The 22,161-nt window shown below is 60.3% G+C and carries 22 protein-coding genes; 14 read left to right on the top strand and 8 right to left on the bottom strand.

Annotation, left to right across the window (positions count from 1 at the left end):
* Positions 1 to 4 precede the first annotated feature (4 nt).
* The 4 genes from ACYZTK_RS20385 (at position 5) to ACYZTK_RS20370 (ending at position 3,366) form a co-directional block, all read left to right on the top strand.
* Positions 5 to 1,138: a DUF1120 domain-containing protein gene (locus ACYZTK_RS20385; RefSeq protein WP_462011477.1), complete on the top strand. Its 1,134-nt coding sequence runs from the start codon at positions 5 to 7 to the stop codon at positions 1,136 to 1,138.
* 86 nt (positions 1,139 to 1,224) lie between these two features.
* The gene (locus tag ACYZTK_RS20380; RefSeq protein WP_462011476.1) at positions 1,225 to 1,836 is read left to right on the top strand and encodes a DUF1120 domain-containing protein; all 612 of its coding nucleotides are present in this window, start codon (positions 1,225 to 1,227) and stop codon (positions 1,834 to 1,836) included.
* 191 nt (positions 1,837 to 2,027) lie between these two features.
* Positions 2,028 to 2,648: a DUF1120 domain-containing protein gene (locus tag ACYZTK_RS20375; RefSeq protein ID WP_462011475.1), complete on the top strand. Its 621-nt coding sequence runs from the start codon at positions 2,028 to 2,030 to the stop codon at positions 2,646 to 2,648.
* A gap of 67 nt (positions 2,649 to 2,715) precedes the next feature.
* The gene (locus ACYZTK_RS20370) at positions 2,716 to 3,366 is read left to right on the top strand and encodes a DUF1120 domain-containing protein (protein WP_462011474.1); all 651 of its coding nucleotides are present in this window, start codon (positions 2,716 to 2,718) and stop codon (positions 3,364 to 3,366) included.
* On the opposite strand, the gene ACYZTK_RS20365 is transcribed toward ACYZTK_RS20370, so the two are convergent.
* From ACYZTK_RS20365 to ACYZTK_RS20340, 6 genes are all read right to left on the bottom strand, one after another.
* A complete protein-coding gene (locus tag ACYZTK_RS20365; protein WP_462011473.1) occupies positions 3,367 to 4,674 on the bottom strand; it encodes a CynX/NimT family MFS transporter in 1,308 nt (435 codons plus the stop codon).
* Positions 4,664 to 5,323 (bottom strand): FadR/GntR family transcriptional regulator, encoded by a 660-nt coding sequence (locus ACYZTK_RS20360; protein WP_462011472.1) that lies wholly within the window; start codon positions 5,321 to 5,323, stop codon positions 4,664 to 4,666. The genes ACYZTK_RS20365 and ACYZTK_RS20360 overlap by 11 nt, the downstream gene beginning before the upstream one ends.
* A gap of 260 nt (positions 5,324 to 5,583) precedes the next feature.
* Entirely contained in the window at positions 5,584 to 6,348 is a 765-nt protein-coding gene (locus tag ACYZTK_RS20355; RefSeq protein WP_045062117.1) for an amino acid ABC transporter ATP-binding protein, read from the bottom strand.
* Positions 6,349 to 6,359: 11 nt separating this feature from the next.
* Positions 6,360 to 7,457: an amino acid ABC transporter permease gene (locus ACYZTK_RS20350; RefSeq protein WP_462011471.1), complete on the bottom strand. Its 1,098-nt coding sequence runs from the start codon at positions 7,455 to 7,457 to the stop codon at positions 6,360 to 6,362.
* Between the two features lie 10 nt (positions 7,458 to 7,467).
* The gene (locus ACYZTK_RS20345) at positions 7,468 to 8,649 is read right to left on the bottom strand and encodes an amino acid ABC transporter permease (RefSeq protein ID WP_462011470.1); all 1,182 of its coding nucleotides are present in this window, start codon (positions 8,647 to 8,649) and stop codon (positions 7,468 to 7,470) included.
* 65 nt (positions 8,650 to 8,714) lie between these two features.
* Positions 8,715 to 9,746 (bottom strand): amino acid ABC transporter substrate-binding protein, encoded by a 1,032-nt coding sequence (locus ACYZTK_RS20340; protein ID WP_462011469.1) that lies wholly within the window; start codon positions 9,744 to 9,746, stop codon positions 8,715 to 8,717.
* A 468-nt stretch (positions 9,747 to 10,214) separates the two neighbouring features.
* Here ACYZTK_RS20340 and ACYZTK_RS20335 point away from each other — a divergent pair, with 468 nt between their 5' ends.
* The 5 genes from ACYZTK_RS20335 to ACYZTK_RS20315 all read left to right on the top strand — a co-directional run bounded on the left by ACYZTK_RS20335 (position 10,215) and on the right by ACYZTK_RS20315 (position 15,531).
* Entirely contained in the window at positions 10,215 to 10,871 is a 657-nt protein-coding gene (locus ACYZTK_RS20335) for an alpha/beta hydrolase (RefSeq protein ID WP_462011468.1), read from the top strand.
* A gap of 96 nt (positions 10,872 to 10,967) precedes the next feature.
* Positions 10,968 to 12,461, top strand: a complete 1,494-nt coding sequence (rhlB, locus tag ACYZTK_RS20330) for an ATP-dependent RNA helicase RhlB (protein ID WP_462011467.1) — start codon at positions 10,968 to 10,970, stop codon at positions 12,459 to 12,461.
* Between the two features lie 128 nt (positions 12,462 to 12,589).
* The gene (locus ACYZTK_RS20325) at positions 12,590 to 13,537 is read left to right on the top strand and encodes an ornithine cyclodeaminase family protein (protein WP_462011466.1); all 948 of its coding nucleotides are present in this window, start codon (positions 12,590 to 12,592) and stop codon (positions 13,535 to 13,537) included.
* A gap of 149 nt (positions 13,538 to 13,686) precedes the next feature.
* Entirely contained in the window at positions 13,687 to 14,823 is a 1,137-nt protein-coding gene (locus ACYZTK_RS20320) for an NAD(P)/FAD-dependent oxidoreductase (RefSeq protein ID WP_462011465.1), read from the top strand.
* 81 nt (positions 14,824 to 14,904) lie between these two features.
* The gene (locus ACYZTK_RS20315; RefSeq protein ID WP_462011464.1) at positions 14,905 to 15,531 is read left to right on the top strand and encodes a helix-turn-helix transcriptional regulator; all 627 of its coding nucleotides are present in this window, start codon (positions 14,905 to 14,907) and stop codon (positions 15,529 to 15,531) included.
* Between the two features lie 243 nt (positions 15,532 to 15,774).
* On the opposite strand, the gene hmpA is transcribed toward ACYZTK_RS20315, so the two are convergent.
* Positions 15,775 to 16,956: an NO-inducible flavohemoprotein gene (gene hmpA / locus ACYZTK_RS20310; RefSeq protein ID WP_462011463.1), complete on the bottom strand. Its 1,182-nt coding sequence runs from the start codon at positions 16,954 to 16,956 to the stop codon at positions 15,775 to 15,777.
* 147 nt (positions 16,957 to 17,103) lie between these two features.
* On the opposite strand from hmpA, the gene norR reads away from it, so the two are divergent.
* The 5 genes from norR to ACYZTK_RS20285 all read left to right on the top strand — a co-directional run bounded on the left by norR (position 17,104) and on the right by ACYZTK_RS20285 (position 21,648).
* The gene (gene norR, locus ACYZTK_RS20305; protein ID WP_462011462.1) at positions 17,104 to 18,654 is read left to right on the top strand and encodes a nitric oxide reductase transcriptional regulator NorR; all 1,551 of its coding nucleotides are present in this window, start codon (positions 17,104 to 17,106) and stop codon (positions 18,652 to 18,654) included.
* A 220-nt stretch (positions 18,655 to 18,874) separates the two neighbouring features.
* A complete protein-coding gene (locus ACYZTK_RS20300; RefSeq protein WP_462011461.1) occupies positions 18,875 to 19,777 on the top strand; it encodes a chemotaxis protein CheW in 903 nt (300 codons plus the stop codon).
* A 27-nt stretch (positions 19,778 to 19,804) separates the two neighbouring features.
* The gene (locus ACYZTK_RS20295) at positions 19,805 to 20,263 is read left to right on the top strand and encodes a GNAT family N-acetyltransferase (protein WP_462014940.1); all 459 of its coding nucleotides are present in this window, start codon (positions 19,805 to 19,807) and stop codon (positions 20,261 to 20,263) included.
* Between the two features lie 224 nt (positions 20,264 to 20,487).
* A complete protein-coding gene (locus tag ACYZTK_RS20290) occupies positions 20,488 to 20,814 on the top strand; it encodes a hypothetical protein (protein ID WP_462011460.1) in 327 nt (108 codons plus the stop codon).
* Between the two features lie 84 nt (positions 20,815 to 20,898).
* Positions 20,899 to 21,648, top strand: coding sequence for a YkgJ family cysteine cluster protein (locus ACYZTK_RS20285; protein ID WP_462011459.1), 750 nt, complete (start codon positions 20,899 to 20,901; stop codon positions 21,646 to 21,648).
* A 4-nt stretch (positions 21,649 to 21,652) separates the two neighbouring features.
* On the opposite strand, the gene ACYZTK_RS20280 is transcribed toward ACYZTK_RS20285, so the two are convergent.
* A complete protein-coding gene (locus ACYZTK_RS20280; RefSeq protein WP_462011458.1) occupies positions 21,653 to 21,907 on the bottom strand; it encodes a hypothetical protein in 255 nt (84 codons plus the stop codon).
* Positions 21,908 to 22,161 lie beyond the last annotated feature (254 nt).

Raw genomic sequence — 22,161 nt, 5'->3', positions numbered from 1 at the left:
TCCAATGAACTTGCCACGCTCCCTGCTGATCCTCGCGCCCCTGATTTCAAGTGCGTTGACCTTGCCGGCCATGGCCGAGGAATGTCGGCTCAACCTGAGTCAGCCGCTACTCGACTATGGGCTGATGAACCGGGCAATACGGCCCGATGGCGCACCTGAGCGCAACCTGGGTGTGCGCAACCTGAGCCTGAACCTGAGCTGTGCGCAGCCAACCGATATGAGCCTGTTCTACCGGGCCATGGCCGCGACCGCCGAGCGCTTTCACTTTGCCGAGCGCGGCAGCTATCGGATACGCATTCGCGATGCTGTGCTCGATGGTCAATCAGTCGATATCGGCTTGATCGCCGCTGCGGGGCAGCCGCCCGTGGAAACCGCCTCGACACTGACCTGGCGCCCGGGCCACGGGGTGGTTCCAGTACAGGCCGCCGCGCCTGCCCAAGGTCGCACTTTTTCCGCGCAACTGGAGGTGACGGCGTGGGTGCAGGAGCAAGGCATGCAGCTGCGAGACGCCGTCACCTGGGAGAAGTCCGGGGTGTTCGATGCCATCGGCGCCAACCTGGCGCGCGAGGTGACTTTGGCTGCCCGATTCGCTCCGGCCGCCTGCGAACCGATGCTGTCCAATGGCGGCCTGGTCGACTTCGGCACCCTGTCGAAAAAAGACCTGAATGCTGCCAGTAGCACGCGCCTGCCACCCAGGTCATTGACCCTGACCGTCGGCTGCGACGCCCCCAGCGCGTTCGCCCTGGTCATGCACGACAACCGCGCGGGCTCGGCCACCGTCGACAGCGAGATCTACTACGGCCTGGGCAAGGACAGTCGCGATAACAAGATCGGCCTGTACTCGTTGAACTTCGACCCCAAGGACGCCAGCGCCGACAGCTTCCCCCGCCTGTACCGAACCGACTCCACCACCAGCGGCAACGCCTGGAGTACCAGCAGTGCCAATCCAATTCCCATCGGCAAGGCCAGCTACCTGGCCTTTACCGACAGCGCCGGCAGCACTGCCGGGCCGGTACTTATCCAGACACTCAGCACACGGGTGACGGTTAACGCTGTCATCGCCCCGACCAACAACCTGGATCTGAGCAGCGCCATCAACATTGATGGGGCCGGGACGATCGAGATTATTTACCTGTAATACCCATACCGATCCTGATCAAGGTGAGGGTGCATTGGGCGCCTCGCCGATTGCAGGCAACTAATCATACGAGTGATTAAACAATGATGAAGAAGTATCTGGTAGCACTCTCCACCACCGTGTTGATCGGCGTTGCGCCTTTTGCATCGGCTTCGAGCACTGATTTGACCGTGACGGGCCTTATAACGCCAGCGGCGTGCCTGCCGGCAGTAACCGGCGGGGGGATTGTCGATCACGGAAAAATTGAGTCGAAGGATCTGAAACAGACGTCGAATACATCTTTGCCAGACCAGACTTTACATTTCTCCGTGAACTGCGAATCAGCGACAGTTTTCACCCTGAAACCCGTCGATAACCGACCAGACTCCAGCTCCGAATCGGATTTCTTCGGCCTGGGGAAAATCGACGGTAATCAAAAGCTTGGCGGTTTTGATGGGGTGTTCCAAAACGCCTTAGCGGACGGCGCGGCCGTACGTACGCTGGCCTCCTCAGACAATGGCGGTTCCTGGTATTTCAACAGCTACCTGCGGCCCTTGAGAATTTACGCATTCGGTTCCCCAAGCGCTGAAACTCCAATAGCCATTAAGGACTTGACCTCAAATCTAGTGGTCAGAACTTACATCGCCCGGGCTGATTCACTCGACCTGACCAACGAAGTTCCTCTCGACGGCTCGACAACCCTGGAAATCCATTACTAGGCCGCAGATACGCCAGAGCCAGAGGGCGTCAGCGACCTGCAAACAACTTGAACGAAGCACTCGCTCTACATAAGTGACGCAACGACTATCCCGATGTTTCACCCGTAATACTTAACCAAACTCTGTCAAAGCGGGAGGCATTACAGCTTCCCTGTGGAGACAGGAACAATCACTGAAGTGAGAAACTAAAGATGAAGAAATATATTGCAGCACTTTCCGCTACCGCGCTGATCGGCATTGCGCCTTACACAATGGCGGGTTCGAGCACTGATTTGACCGTGAAGGGACTTATTACGCCTGCGGCTTGCCTGCCTACACTGTCCGGTGGCGGAATCATCGATCATGGCAAGTTGGCATCCAGGGATTTGAATCAGACCAAGCCAACTCGGCTCCCCACACAGTCGATGCAGTTCTCCGTGAACTGCGATTCAGCAACAGTGTTCACGCTAAAGTCGACCGATAACCGAATGGGATCGGATTATGATGAAGGAGCTTTGTTCGGCTTGGGCAAGATCAATGGCGATCAGAAGCTTGGCGGTTTTCAAGGTCGATTTGCAAACCTGAACGCTGACGGCGTACCTGTCCGGTCCTTGGTCTCCTATAATAATGGTGGCAACTGGTCTACCAGGCCAACGTGGACCCCAGAGGGCATTTATGCGTTTGGCTCACTAACTGGCACTCCCCTTCCTATCGCCATCAAGGATCTGGTATCCGATATGGGGGTAGAAACCTTCATCGCCCGAGCCGACTCGCTTGATCTGTCCAGCGAAGTCGCTCTCGATGGCTCCGCCACCCTAGAAATCGTTTACTAACCATCAAACACCCTTACCCGAAGCCCTGCTTCGGGTAAGGATCAGCTTCATTAAAAGGAATTTATCAATGAAACCCTACCTCTCGGCTCTTGTCGCCTCTGTACTCAGCGCATCCATGCCTTTCGCCGTCGCCGCATCAAGCTCGGACCTCACCGTCACAGGCACGGTAACCCCTATCGCCTGCACCCCGCTGCTCTCCAACAGCGGCCTGGTCGACTACGGTAAAATCTCCCGGCTGGACCTTAACATCGACAAACCCACCCGCCTGCGCGACCGCACGCTGGACCTCAACATCCAGTGCGACGCCCCCGCACGTTTTGCCTTACTGATGCACGACAACCGCGACGGCTCGGCCATCGTCAACAGTGAGATCTACTACGGGCTCAACCGTGACCAGAGCGCCAACAAGATCGGCCTGTATGCGTTGCACTTTGATCCGCTGCGCACCGTGGTAGACGACCTGTCCCAGGTCTATCGCACCGACTCCACCACGGGCGGCAAAGCCTGGAGTTCATCGAACAGCCGCCCCATCGCCATCGGCGCCAAAAGCTATCTCGGGTTCACAGACGTTGCCGGGAGCAACGCCGGCCCGATCGCGATTCAGAACCTCACCAGCCAGGTAACCTTTGAAACCGTGATCGCGCCCACAGCCGAGCTGGACCTGAGCACCGATGTGACACTCGACGGCTCGGCGACGCTGGACGTGGTTTACCTGTAGTCAGACCTTTTCGCTGACGACACCGACATACAAAGAACGTCCCGCACCGAGGCCCGCAATGATGGCGCCGAGGCCGATCACGCCGAAGATCCAGCCCACGGCCGTCCAGCCGCCGGTCCAGTCATGCACGATGCCGACCGCAAACGGCCCCATGGACGCCAGCGTGTAACCAAAACCCTGGGCCATGCCCGACAGGTTGGCCGCTACATGCGCGTCCCGCGAGCGCAGCACGATCAGGGTCAGCGCCAAGCTGAAGGCGCCGCCCTGCCCCAGGCCGAGCAGGATCGCCCAGCCCCACAGGCCATCGATCGGCGCGTACAGGCAACCGAACAGCCCGCCCAGGGTCAACGCCATGACAACCACGATCGCCAGGCGCTGGTCCTTGCCTCGCGTGGCCAGCCAGGGTGCCGCCAGGGAGCTGGCCAATTGCACGATCACCGAACCTGACAGCACCAGCCCGGCCTGGGTCGGTGTCAGGCCGCGACCGATCAGAATCGAGGGCAACCAGCCAAACACGATGTACGCCAGGGACGACTGCAGGCCCATGTAAAAGGTGACTTGCCAGGCCAGCGGGTCACGCAACAGGCCGCGAACCCGGTAGGCGACATTGTGCGCGCCTTGCTTCTGCCCGACTTGCGGCAGCCAGAACACCGCCGCGACCAGTGCCGGAATCACCCAGAAACCCAGGCCCGTTGCCCAGCTGTGGTCAAAATGTTCGCTCAACGGCACGGTCGCACCCGCCGCCATCGCCGCGCCCAGGCACAGGGCCATGGTGTAGACGCCGGTCATGGTGCCCGCGTGTTTGGCGAAGTCGCGCTTGACGATGCCCGGCAGCAATACGCCGATTATCCCGATGCTCGCGCCACCCAACACACTGCCGGCAAACAGGCCGATTTCACCGAACGAACTGCGCAGGATTATCCCGCCGGCCAAGGTCAGCAGAATGCCCAGCACCACTCGTTCTGCGCCAAAACGGCGCGCCAGAATCGGCGCCAGCGGAGCAAACAGACCCAGGCACAGCACTGGCAAGGTGGTCAGCAATCCGGCCTGCGCCGCCGACAACCCAAGGCTCTTCGAGACCTCGCTGAGCATCGGCGCCATGCTCGCCAGCGCCGGGCGCAGGTTCAGCGCCACCAGGATCAGACCCAGCAGCAACAGCCAGGGACGGCGCAGGATCGGGTGGCTGTTCTGCACCACTTCGTCATCGGCCTCGGCATCGATCAGCAGCTCTTCGAGCTCCGCCGTGCGCTTGGCTTCAGGGATGTTGCTGTTACTGCTGGACATGGTTTTCTCGGATTCAAGGTTCATTGATCAACTGCCTGGACAGGGCTTTGGCCCTTTCCGGGTCGCGTTGCTCGACGGCGTCCAGCAGTTCGATATGCAAATCGAACACTTCCTGGCGCCGAGGGGTAGCGGTCAACGTCTGGCGCAGTTGCGCGCCGACGATGCTGGAGAAGTAGCGATACAGCTCGCTGAGTGTGGGATTGTGCGCGGCATCGACCAGGCGCCGGTGAAACACCAGGTCGCAGGCGATGTAGCTGTCGAGGTCGCCGTGGTAGTGGCTGCCGCTGACGCCTAGCGCCTCGCGCAATGCCAGCAGGTCTTCGTCGGTGCGGCGCAAGGCTGCGAGGCCGATGGCTTCGACTTCCAGGATGTGCCGGGTTTCCCGGGCCTGCTCATGGGAGCAGCGCGACAGCGCCTTCATGGTGTCCAGCGGGTCGATGACTGCGCGCAGGTAACTGCCGTCGCCCTGACGGATTTCGATCAGACCGGAAAACGCCAGGACGCGCATGGCTTCGCGCACGGTGTTGCGGCTGATGCCTAATTCTGCGGACAGCTCCGGCTCAGTGGGTAGGCGTTGGCCAACGGCCCAGGTTCCTTGTGTGATGCGCAGGCGCAGTTGGTCCAGGGCCTGGTCGACCAGGGAGCGTTTTACCAGTGGAGCAATGTCAGACATGAATTCGCCCTGTCATCCAATCATAGGATGAATTTTCTGACATCTTAGTCAGCTATCGATCAAAGGGCAATACACAACCCCGTAGGAGCTGCCGCAGGCTGCGATCTTTTGATCTTGGTTTCCACGGATCCCGGTGAGTCCAAAGACGCCAAAGTCACAAGATCGCAGCCTTCGGCAGCTCCTACGGGTGCAGGGCAATAAATCGCGGGCAAAAATAAACCCGGAACGAGGTCCGGGTTTATTTCAACGCTTGAATCAGATCAATGCAGAATCTGGCTCAGGAACAACTTCGTCCGCTCATTCTGCGGGTTGTCGAAGAAGTCATTCGGCGCCGCCTGCTCGACGATCTCGCCCTTGTCCATAAAGATCACGCGATTGGCCACGGTCCGGGCGAAGCCCATTTCGTGGGTCACGCACAACATGGTCATGCCGTCCTCGGCCAGGCCGATCATGGTGTCGAGTACTTCTTTCACCATCTCCGGGTCCAGCGCCGAAGTCGGTTCGTCGAACAGCATGATCTTCGGTTTCATGCACAGCGCGCGGGCAATCGCCACTCGCTGCTGCTGGCCGCCGGACAGTTGCCCCGGGAATTTATGCGCCTGCTCCGGAATGCGTACGCGTTCCAGGTAGTGCATGGCGATTTCCTCGGCCTTGCGCTTGGGCATCTTGCGCACCCACATTGGCGCCAGCGTGCAGTTCTGCAGGATGGTCAGGTGCGGGAACAGGTTGAAATGCTGGAACACCATGCCGACTTCGCGACGCACCGACTCGATCTGCTTGAGGTCGTTGGTCAGCTCCACGCCATCGACCACGATGCGCCCCTGCTGGTGTTCTTCCAGGCGGTTGAGGCAACGAATGGTGGTGGACTTGCCGGAACCCGAGGGGCCGCACAGGACGATGCGCTCGCCTTGTTTAACGTTCAGGTTGATGTCTTTCAACACGTGAAACTGGCCGTACCACTTGTTCACGCCCTGCATCTGAATAATGCCTTCAGGGCTCACAGGCTGTTTGATTGCTTCGCTCATTAAAAGAACTCCTAACGCTTGTGGCCAGTGTCGAGTTTGCGTTCCAGATGCATGGAATAGCGCGACATACCAAAACAGAAAATCCAGAACACCAGGGCGGCGAACACATAGCCTTCAGTGGCCATGCCCAGCCATTTCGGGTCGGCGGCGGCTTGCTTGACGCTGTTGAGCAGGTCGAACAGGCCGATGATGATCACCAGGCTGGTGTCCTTGAACAGCGCAATGAAGGTGTTGACGATGCCCGGGATCACCAGCTTCAGGGCTTGCGGCAGAATCACCAGGCCCATCGAACGCCAGTAGCCCAGCCCCATCGCTGCAGCCGCTTCGTACTGACCTTTGGGGATCGCCTGCAGACCACCGCGCACCACTTCGGCGACGTAGGCCGACTGGAACAGGATCACGCCGATCAGCGCCCGCAGCAGCTTGTCGAAGTTCATGCCTTCGGGCAGGAACAACGGCAGCATCACCGAGGACATGAACAGCACCGTGATCAACGGCACGCCGCGCCAGAATTCGATAAAGGTCACGCAGACCACCCGAATCGCCGGCATGTTCGAACGCCGCCCCAGTGCCAGGACAATCCCCAGCGGCAAGGCACCGGCAATGCCGACGGTGGCGATCACCAAGGTCAGCATCAGGCCGCCCCACTGGCTGGTCGCCACCTGGGTCAGGCCGAACACGCCGCCGTGCAACAGGCACCAGGCAATGATCGGGTACAGCACCAGGAAGCTCAGCCCGTACACCGCTTTACGGTGAAAGCGCGAGATGAACAACGGGGCCACGCCGATGACCGCCAGCCACACCGTCAGGTCCACGCGCCAGCGCAGGTCCACCGGGTAGTAGCCGTACATGAACTGGCCGAAGCGCTGCTGGATAAACACCCAGCAGGCGCCTTCCTTGGTGCAGTCGGCCTGGCTGGTGCCGACCCAGTTGGCGTCGATGATTGCCCAGCCGAGGATCGGCGGCACCACCAGGTAGATCAGGTAGAACGCAAACAGGGTCAGCAGGGTGTTGAGCCAGCTGGAGAACATGTTGGCGCGCATCCACGCCACCACACCGATACTGCGGTCCGGTGGCGGCATGTCAGGTTTGAAAATATGAGTACTCATGCGCTTTTCCTTACCGCTCGATCAGCGCAATGCGCTTGTTGTACCAGTTCATCAGCAGGGAAATGCTGATGCTGATGGCCAGGTACACGCTCATGGTGATGGCAATCACCTCGATCGCCTGTCCGGTCTGGTTGAGCACCGTGCCGGCAAACAACGAGACCATCTCCGGGTAACCGATACCGGCTGCCAGCGAGGAGTTTTTTGCCAGGTTCAGGTACTGGCTGGTCAGCGGTGGAATGATCACGCGCAGGGCTTGCGGGATGATCACCTTGCGCAGGGTCGGACCGTTGCGCAGGCCGAGCGAGTGCGCCGCTTCGGTCTGGCCATGGCTGACCGACTTGATACCCGAACGCACGATCTCGGCGATGAACGCCGCGGTGTACACGGTGAGCGCCAGGGTCAGCGCCAGCAATTCCGGGATCAGCACCCAGCCACCGACGAAGTTGAAGCCTTGCAGCTTGGGCATTTCCCAGTGCACCGGGGCACCGAAGATCAGCGCGCACAGTGCCGGGATCACCAGGAACAGCGCCAGGCCGACCCAGAATTTGTGGAACGGCACACCGGTCGCTTCGAAGCGTCTGGTGGCCCAGCGGTTCACCAGCACGATCGCCACGATGGCGACGACCACGCTGACTACAAACGGCCAGAAACCATCCGCCGCCAACGCCGCCGGCATGTTCAGACCACGGCTGCTGACAAAGAAGGTATCGCCGAAGTTATGGCTGTTGCGCGGTCCTGGCATGGTCAGGAATACCGCGAAGTACCAGAACAGGATCTGCAGCAGCGGTGGGATGTTGCGGAAAACTTCTACATACACCGTCGCCAGCTTGGCAATGATCCAGTTTTTTGACAGCCGTGATACGCCGACGATGAACCCGAGGATCGTCGCCAGGATCACGCCGATGAACGTCACCAGCAGCGTATTGAGCAGGCCGATGACAAACACCCGGGCATAGCTGTCCGATTCGGTGTAGTCGATCAGGTGTTGGGCAATGCCGAAACCGGCACTGCGCTCCAGGAAGTCGAAGCCGGACGTGATGCCCCGGTGTTGCAGGTTGGTCTGGGTGTTATCGAACAGATACCAGCCCAGCGAGACCACCGCCACAATGGTGATGATCTGAAACAGCCACGCACGCACTTTGGGATCGCTGAGGCTGAGCCTCTGCTTTGGTGCGCCGATTGATTTTTGCATGAAGTGCCCCGGATGTAATGGATCAGAACATCACCCGGCGGTTGGCCCACCGGGTGATAGAACCATCAGCGCACTGGTGGTGCGTATTGAATGCCGCCGTTGTTCCACAGAGCGTTCAGCCCGCGGTCGATTTCCAGCGGAGTGTCCTTGCCGAGGTTTTTCTCGAACACTTCGCCGTAGTTACCGACCTGCTTGACGATCTGCACGACCCAGTCCTTCTTCACTTTCAGGTCTTTGCCGTATTCACCGTCGGTACCCAGCAGACGTGCAACGTCCGGGTTCTTGGTGCCCTTGGCTTCAGCTTCGACGTTCTTCGAAGTGATGCCAGCCTCTTCAGCGTTGAGCATGGCGTAGCCAACCCAGCGCACGATGGCCAGCCACTCGTCATCGCCATTACGTACGACCGGGCCCAGTGGTTCCTTGGAAATGGTTTCCGGCAGAACCACGTAGTCCTTCGGCGCGGCCAGCTTGCTGCGCTGGGCGAACAGTTGGGACTTGTCGGAGGTCAGTACGTCGCAACGACCCGATTCCAGCGATTTGGCGCTTTCGTCGGAGGTGTCGAAGGTGATCGGGGTGTATTTCAGGCCGTTGCCACGGAAGTAGTCGGAAACGTTCAGCTCGGTAGTCGTACCGGCCTGGATGCAGATGGTCGCGCCGTCCAGTTCCTTGGCGCTCTTCACGCCCAGTTTGTTGTTAACCAGGAAGCCGATGCCGTCGTAGTAAGTGATGAAGCCCGGGAATTTCAGGCCCATGCCCGAGTCACGGGAACTGGTCATGGTGGTGTTGCGCGACAGGATGTCGATTTCGCCGGACTGCAGCGCGGTGAAGCGCTCCTTGGCGTTCAACTGGCTGAACTTGACCTTGGTCGCGTCGCCGAAAACGGCAGCCGCAACGGCACGGCAGTAGTCAGCATCGATACCGACGATCTTGCCAGTGGCGTCCGGGACCGAGAAACCCGGCAGACCATCACTGACACCGCACTGTACGAAACCTTTTTTCTGCACTCCATCCAGGGTTGCACCCGCCTGAGCGAACCCGCTGACGCCGAGTACTGCGGCTGCAGTCACGATGGCCAGGGTGGATTTCAACATCTTCATTCAAACCTCCAGTTTTGCTCTTGTTGTGTCGGAGCGTGAGTCCAGTCGCACCCTTATGAGGCGTTGTTGACCCTTGTTGGCTTTTTTTAGGGTCAAGCGACGTAAGACCTTAGCTATGAGTCTAGTAGGAGAAAATCCACATCATGGATCACTTACTTCTCACCAATCGGCCGAACGGGCTGTGGCCCTTCACGTTCGCGAAGCCCGTAGCGGCCATTGGCGAACATCCATTACCGGATTTTTTTGCTCTCCCGCCCCCAGCAGTACACTGATAGTGTTACCGCCAGTTGCCGGATTGATTGCTCGGGTTTTCCCATAGCAAGGCCCGTACCAGACCACTCGCCGAGGCGTTAAAGGGACAGGTCAATAGCAAAACTTGTAACCTTGCGACATCTTCTTAACTGATCAACCAGACGCGCACTCAGAGCTCGCACTTAATGAGAGCGCACGCACAAAAATGGAGCGACCATGACCGAGCCCCTGATTCTTCAACCCGTCAAGCCAGCAGACGCCTGCGTAATCTGGCTGCACGGCCTGGGCGCCGACCGCTACGACTTCCTGCCGGTGGCCGAGGCGTTGCAGGAAACCCTGTTGAGCACCCGCTTCGTAATGCCCCAGGCACCGACTCGCGCGGTCACCATTAATGGTGGCTACGAGATGCCGAGCTGGTACGACATATTGGCCATGAGCCCGGCCCGGGCCATCAGCCGTGAACAGCTGGACGAGTCGGCACAAAGGGTCATTGATTTGATCGAAGCTCAGCGCGCCAGCGGAATAGACGCCTCGCGAATTTTCCTTGCCGGGTTTTCCCAGGGCGGGGCCGTGGTGTTGCACGGCGCATTCCTCAAATGGCAGGGCCCCCTGGGTGGCGTACTTGCCCTCTCCACTTACGCGCCTACCTTCAGCGCTGAGCTGGAACTTTCGGCCAGCCAGCAGCGCATTCCGGTGCTGTGCCTGCATGGTCAGTACGATGACGTGGTACAGAACTCGATGGGGCGCAGCGCCTATGAGCATCTGCAGGCCCGTGGTGTCACCGTGACATGGCAGGAATACCCAATGGGTCACGAAGTGTTACCTGAGGAGATACGCGATATCGGCGTCTGGCTCACCGAGCGCCTGCGTTAAACAGCTTGTGTAAAAACCGCCTTTGATCATCACACTACGCCGCGCCCGATTCTTGCATTACACTGGCCGGCGTACATTCCTTAATCAATTGATGAGATGACCGTGCTCAAAGCACTCAAGAAAATGTTCGGTAAAAGCGAGACTGAGCAGCTCGCGCCAGTCACCAGCGCTCCGTCTCACACTCCCAGCCACCGCACCGACGGTAATCAGCCTGGCCGGACCGCAACCGCAACCGCAGCGGTACCCAAGCATGAGCCGATACCCACCCCGGCCATCCCTTCTGTCGAGGCCACGCCCGACGAGCCGCCGCGCAGCGAAGAAGCAAAACCTGCCCGGCCGCGTCGCGAACCCAAGCCCAAGGCGCCGGTAATCCCCTGGAAACTCGAAGACTTCGTCGTCGAACCTCAGGAAGGCAAGACCCGTTTCCACGATTTCAAGCTGTCCCCGGAACTGATGCACGCCATCCAGGACCTGGGCTTTCCGTATTGCACGCCGATCCAGGCCCAGGTGCTGGGCTTTACCCTCGCCGGCAAAGACGCCATCGGCCGCGCCCAGACCGGCACCGGCAAGACTGCGGCGTTCCTGATCTCGATCATCACCCAGCTGCTGCAAACCCCGCCGCCGAAAGAGCGCTACATGGGCGAGCCACGGGCACTGATCATCGCGCCGACCCGTGAGCTGGTGGTGCAGATCGCCAAGGACGCGGCGGACCTGACCAAGTACACCGGCCTGAACGTCATGACCTTCGTTGGCGGGATGGATTTCGACAAGCAGCTCAAGCACCTCGAAGCCCGTCACTGCGACATCCTCGTGGCCACGCCTGGCCGCCTGCTGGATTTCAACCAGCGCGGCGACGTGCACCTGGACATGGTCGAAGTCATGGTCCTGGACGAAGCCGACCGCATGCTCGACATGGGCTTCATCCCGCAAGTGCGGCAGATCATTCGCCAGACCCCGCCAAAGAACGAGCGCCAGACGCTGCTGTTCTCCGCGACCTTCACCGAGGACGTGATGAACCTGGCCAAGCAATGGACCACCGAGCCGTCGATCGTCGAGATCGAGTCGCAGAACGTGGCCAGTGAAAACGTCGAGCAGCACATCTACGCGGTGGCCGGTGCCGACAAATACAAACTGCTCTACAACCTGGTCAACGACAACGGTTGGGAGCGGGTGATGGTCTTCGCCAACCGCAAGGATGAAGTGCGACGCATCGAAGAACGCCTGGTACGCGATGGCGTCAACGCTGCGCAGCTGTCCGGCGACGTGCCGCAGCACAAGCGCATCAAGACCCTGGAAGGTTTCCGCGAAGGCAAGATCCGCGTGCTGGTCGCCACCGACGTCGCCGGTCGCGGCATTCACATCGAAGGCATCAGCCATGTGATCAATTTCACCCTGCCGGAAATGCCGGACGACTACGTGCACCGTATCGGCCGCACCGGGCGTGCTGGCGCTGATGGCGTGTCCATCAGCTTCGCCGGTGAAGACGACTCCTACCAGCTACCGTCCATCGAGGCGTTGCTGGGTCGCAAGATCAGCTGTGAAACACCACCGACGCATCTGCTGCGGGCGGTCGAGCGCAAGCGCCCTTAACCCGGGGGACGCAACGCAAGAGGCGCAGCCGGCAACGGACTGCGCCTTTTTTTCGCCCGCCTGTTGCCGGATTAAACTAAAAGTCCATAATGGACAAAATAGTTTAGATGTTGTCTCCGGAGCCGTTCATGTCCAGTACACCTTACGTGATCACCCAACCCCAGGCCCGCGAACTGCTGGGGCAACTTGATGTGCCGCAGATTCTGCGCAAACTGTTCCGCGACCTCGCGGCCGGGCAAGCGGTGCAGCCGGCCCAGCAACTGGTGGAATTTCCCCAGGGCGCCGGCGACTTCATCAACTACCTGGGTGTGCTGGCCGAAGACGGCGTTTACGGGGTCAAGACTTCGCCGTATATCGTGCGCGAACAAGGCCCGCTGGTGACGGCGTGGACGTTGCTGATGTCGATGCAGACCGGCCAGCCGTTGCTGCTGTGTGATGCAGGGGAGCTGACGACGGCGCGCACTGCTGCGACCACGGCCGTGGCTGTCGATGCCCTCGCTCCGGTGAATGCTCAGCGCCTGGCGATCATCGGCAGTGGCAAGGTCGCCCAGGCGCATCTGCACTACGTGAAGGGGCTGCGTGAGTGGCAGAGCATCAGCCTGTATTCGCCGAGCCTTCGGGATGAGAGCCCTGAAACCCTGGAGCAGCTCAAAAGCCTTGATCCGCGCCTGACCATCGCTGACAGTCGCGAAGCGGCGATTCAGGATGCCGACGTGATCATGCTCTGCACCTCATCCGCAGGGCCGGTGATTGATCCAGCGCGTTTGGGCAAACCGGCACTGATCACCTCCATCAGCACCAACGCACCGCGCGCTCACGAGGTGCCGCCGCAATGTCTCAAGGACATGCAGGTATTCTGCGACTATCGTCTGACCACGCCGGGTTCGGCGGGGGAGATGTTGATTGCCGGTGAACAGCATGGCTGGGACGCAAGCGCCATCGTTGGCGATCTTCCTGACTTGATCAGCGGCAAAGTGCAACGCCCTGACTACGACCGCAGTGTGTTCTTCCGCTCGATCGGCCTGGGCCTGGAAGACATCGCGCTGGCGAATGCCATTTACCGCCTGCAGCCCTGACCCCAAGTCCCCCTGTAGGAGCTGTCGAGTGCAACGAGGCTGCGATCTTTTAGAAGCCAGATCAAAAGATCGCAGCCTCGTTGCACTCGACAGCTCCTACGGGCGACCGGCTTTCAATTTCGGCACCAACGCGCAAACAGGAGACGTTCATGAGCCAGGCAGACTTCATCATCATCGGCGGCGGGATTGCCGGCGCTTCCACCGGCTTCTGGCTGTCGCAGCACGCCCGGGTGATTGTGCTCGAACGCGAATCCCACCCGGCCTATCACTCCACCGGCCGTTCCGCCGCGCTGTACACCGCCGCCTACGGCACTCCGCAGGTGCGGGCATTGACCCAGGCCAGCCGGGAATTCTTCGAAGCGCCACCCGCCGGTTTCTGCGAGCACCCGTTGCTGACCCCGCGCGGCGAGATGACCGTGGACTTCACCGGTGACCCGGCCGAACTGCAAAACCAGTACCTGAGCGCCAAGGCCACGGTGCCGGAGATGCAAATGCTCAGCGCCGAGGAAGCCTGCGTGCGCTTGCCGATTTTGCGCCGGGATAAAGTCCACGGCGCGATCTACGATCCGACCGCCAGCGACATCGACACCGATGCCTTGCACCAGGGTTACCTGCGCGGCATCCGCCGCAATCAGGGCCAGGTGCTGACCGATACTCAAGTGACGAGCCTGAGCCGGGATGCCGAGGGTATGTGGCAGGTGCAGACCAACGGCCAGACCTTCAGTGCGCCAGTGATCATCAACGCTGCCGGGGCCTGGGCCGACAAGATCGGCGAACTCGCCGGCGCCCAGCCCTTGGGCCTGCAACCCAAGCGCCGTGCGGCGTTCATCTTTGCCGGGCCACAGGGCGTGGACATCCATCACTGGCCGATGCTGGTCAGCCTCGATGAATCGTTCTACATGAAACCTGACGCCGGCATGTTCCTCGGCTCGCCGGCCAACGCCGACCCGGTGGAGCCTCACGACGTGCAGCCGGAAGAGCTGGACATCGCGATGGGCATCTATCAGATCGAAGAGGCCACCACCCTGACCATCCGCCGCCCGACCCGCACCTGGGCCGGCTTGCGCAGCTTTGTCAGCGACGGCGATTTGCTGTCCGGCTTCGATCCGCAGGTACCGGGACTGTTCTGGGTGGCGGCTCAGGGCGGTTACGGCATCCAGACTTCCCCGGCGATGGGCCAGGCCAGTGCGGCGCTGGTCCGGGGTGAGGCGTTGCCCGAAGCACTCACGCGCTTTGGTCTCAACGCGGCCATGCTCGCCCCTGCCCGCCTGAGCAAACATGCCTAGTCGGGTGACGTTCGAAGCGGTTTACGGCACACTCCCTGCGCCCTGTTCAACGGGCGCTAACGCCGCCTGGAGCACGACTTGATGAACGCCCCCGAGAGAGATCCGGCCCTGGATAACTACCGCGCCATCAGCGACGCGATTGCGACGCTGTTCTTTCCCCATGCCGAAGTGGTGCTGCATGATCTGCGCACGCAAAAGGTCGACTACATCGCCAATAACCTGTCCAAACGCGAAGTCGGCGACGACTCTTCGCTGGAAGATATGCTCAGTGAAGGGGTTAGCGAACGAAATATCGGGCCGTATGAAAAGCTCAACTGGGATGGTCAGAAAATTCGCAGCCTGAGCAGCGTATTGCGCGACAGGCACGGTCATCCGCTGGCGGTGTTGTGCATCAATCTGAATATTTCGTTGTTTGAAAATGCCAAGGCGGCGCTGGACCTGTTCCTGTCGCCCAGCAAGCTGATACCGCAACCGGATTCTTTGTTCCGCGATGACTGGCAAGAGCGGATCAACACTTTCCTGCATGCCTGGCTGCGCGAGCGCCAGCTGAGCCTGAGCATGCTGACCCGCGACCATAAACGTGAACTGGTCCTGGCCCTGCATGCCGAAGGCGCCTTCAAAGGTAAAAGCGCTTCCAACTACGTGGCTAACGTGCTGAATATGGGACGGGCGACGGTGTACAAGCATTTGAAAGAACTCAAAAGCTGACCCGATCGGTACAAGCTGCCTTGCACGGTGAATGTGCAGGCCTCATCGCGGGCAAGCCTTGCTCCCACAGGAGGTGATCACAGGGGCAAGCCTGCTCTCACAGGCAGTGAGAACTGTGGAAGCAAGGCTTGCTTCCTCAGGCAGTGAGATCTCTCAGGCAGTGAGATCTGTGGGAGCAAGGCTTGCCCGCGATGGCACCATCAGCCACACCTCAGCAAATTGGCTCCTATGGATGGACGGCGGTTACTCCAGCGCGGAAGCCGGGCCGAAGAATTCGTAGCGGCTTTGTTTCTCAGGCACACCCAGTGCCTTGAGGTGACGCTTGACCGCCGCCATGAAGCCTTTAGGCCCCAGGAAGTACGCATCCAGGTCGCGCTCTTGCGGCAACCACTCGCCCAATTGTTCCTGGCTCAACAAGCCGACCTTGTGCGCCGCCGGGCTCACGCCGTCATCCTCGGCATAGCAGTAGAAATGCTTGAGCTGGGGGTGACGCTCAGCCAGGCCATCGACCCAGTCGCGAAACGCGTGAACGCTGCCATTGCGCGCGCAATGGATGAAGTGCACCGGCCGTTCGGTGGCCAGCGCCGCTTCCAGCATTGCCAGAGTCGGGGTGATGCCGACGCCGCCACTGATCAACACCAGCGGCTTGTCGCTGGCGCTCAAGGTGAACTCACCCGATGGCGGGAACAGCTGGATCGGCGCGCCGACGTGCAATTGATCGTGCAGGTGATTGGAGGCGCGACCGCCCTGTTCACGCTTGACGCTGATGCGGTACTGCCCCTTGTTGGCCAGGGCCGACAAGGAATAGTTACGACGAATTTCCTCACCCTCCAGGATCAGCTTCATGCCGATGTACTGCCCAGGCTCCGCTGCCAGGATCGGGCCCTTGTCCGCCGGCTCGAAATAGAACGAGATGATTTCCGCGCTCTCCTCGACCTTGGCTGCGACGATGAATTCCCGCGCCCCGCGCCAACCGCCGGGAGCCTGCTCTTTCTGATCGTAAATGCTGGTTTCGGCCCCGATCAGGATATCGGCCAGTTGGCCATAGGCAGCACCCCAGGCGGACATCACTTCGGGGGTAGCGATCTCGTCGCCCAGCACTTCGGAGATGGCCCGCAGCAGGCAGGTACCAACGATCGGGTAGTGCTCCGGCAAAATCTGCAGCGCCACGTGCTTGTTGATGATCTTGGCCACCAGGTCGCCCAGCTGGTCGAGCTGATCAATGTGACGGGCATACATCAACACACCGTGTGCCAGGGCGCGGGGTTGGTCACCGCTAGCCTGGTGGGCCTGGTTGAACAGCGGGCGCACTTCGGGATATTCGGAGAGCATCATGCGGTAGAAGTGAGTGATCAACGCTTCGCCGCCGCTTTCGAGCAGTGGCACGGTGGATTTGACGATTGCACGATCTTGAGCGCTAAGCATAGGATGACTCCTGGGGTTCTATTCTGTTGCCTTAAACGTATCAGTTTTCGTGCCATGTATTTATTATTTTAAAATCAATAAGTTAATCAATTAATAGTCATTAAGACCTGGACTGATTTATAGTCATATCGACTACATGGAGTCACTATGACTGCAAAAGCACTGCTTACTACCCTGCTTCCACTGGTCTCCGACCTGACCCGCGAACTTCCGGAAGGCGAGCGCTATCGGCGTCTGCTCGAAGCCCTGCGCGCCCTGTTGCCCTGCGATGCCGCCGCCCTGCTGCGTCTCGATGGCGAATGGCTGGTGCCACTGGCTGTCGATGGATTAAGCACCGATACCCTGGGGCGCCGCTTCAAAGTCAGCGAGCACCCGCGTTTCGAAGCGCTGCTGCGCAATCCGGGGCCCACCCGGTTTGCCGCCGACAGCGACTTGCCGGATCCCTACGACGGCCTTGTCGATGGCCTGCATGATCACCTGGAAGTCCACGATTGCATGGGCTGCCCCTTGTTTATCGACGAGCGCCCCTGGGGTTTGCTGACCCTTGACGCCCTCGATCCGGAACGCTTCGAACCGATCGAGCTGGACGCCTTGCAAGCTTTCGCCAGCCTCGCGGCCGCTACGGTCAACGCCGCAGAGCGGATCGAACGCCTGGCCAATCGGGCCGAACACGAACATCAGCGGGCCGAGGTCTATCGGCAGGCCAGCGGTCAACAGAACCGCGAGATGATCGGTCAGAGCAAGGCGCACAAACGCCTGGTCGAAGAAATCGACCTGGTCGGCGGCAGCGACCTGACCGTGTTGATCACCGGCGAAACCGGGGTCGGCAAGGAACTGGTGGCCCAGGCGATCCACGCCGCTTCCGCCCGTGCCGACAAACCGATCATCAGCCTCAACTGCGCGGCCTTGCCGGAAACCCTGGTGGAAAGCGAGCTGTTCGGCCATGTCCGCGGCGCGTTCACCGGAGCCATGAACGACCGGCGCGGCAAATTCGAATTGGCCGATGGCGGCACACTGTTTCTCGATGAAGTTGGCGAGCTGTCCCTGACAGTCCAGGCGAAGCTGCTGCGCGTACTGCAAAGCGGCCAGCTGCAGCGACTGGGTTCGGACAAGGAACATCAGGTGAACGTGCGACTGATTGCGGCAACCAACCGCGACCTCGCCGAGGAAGTACGCAGCGGTCGCTACCGCGCCGACTTCTATCACCGACTGAGCGTCTATCCGCTGCTGGTGCCGGCGCTGCGTGATCGCGGGCGCGATGTGCTGTTGCTGTGCGGTTATTTCCTTGAACAGAACCGCTCGCGCATGGGCCTCAACAGCCTGCGTTTGAACAGCGATGCCCAGGCGGCGTTGCTGGCTTACGACTGGCCGGGCAACGTGCGCGAGCTGGAACACCTGATCGGCCGCAGCGCCCTGAAGGCGCTGGGTCATTGCAAGCAACGACCGAAGATTCTCAGCTTGAGTGCGGCAGATCTCGACCTGCCCAATGCCAGTGCAGAAGTAATGGCAGAGGCGCCGGCCGTGGTTGCGGCGGCGCTGGTTTCGGGCGATCTGCGTGAAGCGACCGACAGTTACCAGCGGCAATTGATCAGCGCCTGCCTGGAGCGGCACCACAACAACTGGGCCAGCGCAGCGCGTGAGCTGGGGCTGGATCGGGCGAATCTGGGGCGGATGGCCAAAAGATTGGGCATGAAATGAAGGTCCCATCGTCGGAACGCCGCCCGGAGCAGGCTCACTCCTACAGTGGATCAGCGTCGTTCTCCCTGTAGGAGTGAGCCTGCTCCGGGCGGCGTTCCGACGATGAGGCCCTGCCATTCAACCGAAATGCTAAAGCCTGCCCCCATCAAGTCGATAACCCGGCATCGATAGCTGTTGGCGATCCCCGGATCGCTCATCACCTTTTCCACAGAAGGTTTTTATGTCCTCCAACAAAGCCCGCGCAGATTCACTTTCGCTTCTGCTGTTTACCTTGCGCAGCGGCAAGCTGATGGCGATCAACCTGCTGAAAGTCAGCGAAATCATCCCCTGCCCGCCGCTGACCAAACTGCCGGAGTCGCACCCCCACGTCAAAGGCATCGCCACCCTGCGCGGCATGTCGTTGTCGGTGATCGACCTCAGCCGCGCGATTGGCGAGCGGCCATTGGAGGATCCCAATGGCGGCTGCCTGATCGTCACCGACGTCAGCCGTTCGAAACAGGGCCTGCACGTGCAGGCGGTGAGCAAGATCGTGCACTGCCTGACCACCGACATTCGCCCCCCGCCCTACGGCTCTGGCGGTGTGCGCTCGTACATCACCGGGGTCACCTCGGTCGATGGCACCCTGGTGCAAGTGCTGGATATCGAAAAAGTCATCCACGGCATTGCCCCCGCGCAGATCGAATCGGCGCCGACCGAACTCAGCATGGAAGACGCCGAGATCCTCGGCAATGCACGGATCCTGGTGGTCGACGACAGCCAGACCGCGCTGCAGCAATCGGTGCACACCCTGCGCAACCTCGGCCTGCAATGCCACACCGCGCGCAGCGCCAAGGAGGCCATTGATTGCCTGCTGGACTTGCAAGGCACCGAACAGCAGATCAACCTGATCGTTTCGGACATCGAAATGTCGGAGATGGACGGTTATGCATTTACTCGTACGCTGCGCGAAACCCCGGACTTCTCGCACCTCTACGTGCTACTGCACACTTCGCTGGACAGTGCGATGAACAGCGAAAAAGCGCGGCTGGCCGGGGCCAATGCGGTGCTGACCAAGTTTTCCTCGCCGGAGCTGACCAAGTGTTTGATCGAAGCCGCCAAGGCGGTCGCTGAACAGGGTCATTGAGTCTTGGCCGAGCAATTCTGTTTCCTGATGCGGCGCAACCTGGCTGAAACGTTGCCTGCAATCGCCTGGCCGCAGGCAATCGTCTTTACCGAGTACCACCCGGAGCTAGCTGAGGCGGTTCATCGTTTGATGGAGCTGGGTTATCAGCACGGCGGCGGTCGGGTGCCAGCGCTGGATGTCTGGCAACGGCGTTTTGAAACCGATCCTGAGTACGACCCGAGCCTGTGCTTCATCGCTCTGGATGCCGAAGGTATTGTGGGTGTCTGCCAGTGCTGGACAAGTGCCTACATCAAAAATCTGGTGGTGCATCCACGGGCTCAGGGCCAAGGATTGGGACGCGCGTTGTTGCTGCATGCGTTCAGCGTATTTCGGCAGAGGCGCGAAGGCTTCGTTGATTTGAAGGTGCTGGAAGATAACCATCGGGCGCAGCGATTGTATGAAAGTGCCGGGATGTATGTGGTGCGAGGGGAATTGGTGCCTGCCTGACACACCGCCATCGCGGGCAAGCCTTGCTCCCACAGGTATGGGGCCGCACACCAAAATTCGACACCAATCCTGTGGGAGCAATGCTAACTCCCAGCGGTATGTGCCTGCACCCAACGTCTGACACCCATCCTGTGGGAGCAAGGCTTGCCCGCGATGAGGCCGCCATATTTAACGTCAAGCCATCAGGCATACTCGGCCCACACATGCCCAAGGATCCCCAAACCATGAAAACAATCAGCCTGACCCTCCTCTGCCTCACCGCCATCGCCACCCAGGCCCAAGCCTCCAGCCCTGATGCCTGGGCCGCCTTCGACAAGGCCGTGCTCGCCAGCTGCACCAAAGCCAGCGGCCTGAAGAACGCCAAACCCGTCGGCAAAGCCGCGCAGTTCGATGACCGGGTCGAGTACACCGCGCTCCTGCTGCAAGGCCAATACTCGCAAAAACACATGAAAGGCCAGCAAGGCACCGAGCTGTGCCTCTACAACAAGAAAAGCAAAATCGCCTTTGTCACCGAATGGGATTCCATCCGTGCGCCGGCCAAGTCCCAATGAATGGCGCATAACTTGCTTCCATGCAGGCCTTCGCGGTGACTTTCCGTCGCCGTTTTCCTGCTTTCGGATGCGACTGACCGCTCAATGAATACGACGTTTTCCTGCGTAGGTTGTGGCAAATGCTGCAATGATCACCACGTCCCCCTGACCCTGGACGAAGCCCGTATGTGGGCCGCTGACGGCGGTCAGGTGATCGTCCTGGTCGAGGGTTTCCTGGGCAATGGCCTGGGCCTGCCGGAGCAGCAGCGCGAGCATGCCGAGCGCCGATCGGCGCGGGTTGGCAGTGGCAATTGCGAGGCGTTTGTGGCGATCACCTTCGCCGCGTACAACCCGGGCCGCTGCCGGAATCTTGACGAAGACAACCTCTGCCGCATCTATGAGCGCCGCCCGTTGGTCTGCCGCATCTACCCAATGGAAATCAATCCGCACATCCCGCTCAATACCGCCGTCAAGGAATGTCCGCCGGAGTCATGGGAAACCGGGCCGCAGCTGATCGTCGGTGGCGCACTGGTCGACCAGCCACTGGCCGAACTGATCCAGCGCTCGCGCCAGGCGGACCGCGATGATGTGCAGCTTAAGGATGCTATTTGCGCGCTGCTGGGCATTCGCACCACGGCGCTGAAGGGCGACGGCTTTACCGCCTACCTGCCAGACATGGTCGAGTTCGCCACGATTTTTGACGAACTGGCCGGCCAGACTCTGCCGGAATGGGTCAGTGAGTGGCTGTTTCATGTGTCAGGGGAAGACATCGCCAGCCAGGTGCAAGCTGCGGGGGCTGCAGTAGCCAGCGAGACCTCGCCAAACTATGCGTTCATCTCCTTGCGCGCGGCTTGATGGTTTAACGCTTACCCATCGACCGACGGGTACCCGGAGGTGCCGCGCCCGGCGTCTTGGTATGGCCGTTCTTCGCGCCGTTCTTGTACCAAGGCTGATTGGCGTTCTTCGCAGCAGCCAGGTCACCCGGTTTGAACGGGAACTTGAATGCCGGGATTGCCTTGGTCTCGCTGTCTGCGCTGGAGTCGACGCTGTCTGGCAGGTCTGCCTGGGCGTCGCTCGAAGCGTCGGCAACCGGCGTTTGTGTCGGGGAAGTCATGAAAGCTCCGGGTGATGCAAAAGAGTCGGGCCCGGTCAGCGAGCCGCGAAAGGCGGCAGTATACCTGCCCGGCCGCCCCACGCACGCGCACCTTCGGTCGGCACTGCAGGAATTTCGTTTAAAACGCAATTGTAACCACGGCGCCGAAACTGACAGCGCCGACAGCTGACAGTCACTTTCCTGACGGTGTAACAGGGCTATAAGGGAGGTATAAATCACACTCCAATTTCGACCTCCTGCCTGGCGCCACACTC

The organism is Pseudomonas sp. LB3P31, assembly GCF_054897945.1.
This window is presented reverse-complemented; position numbering and strand designations above follow the sequence as displayed.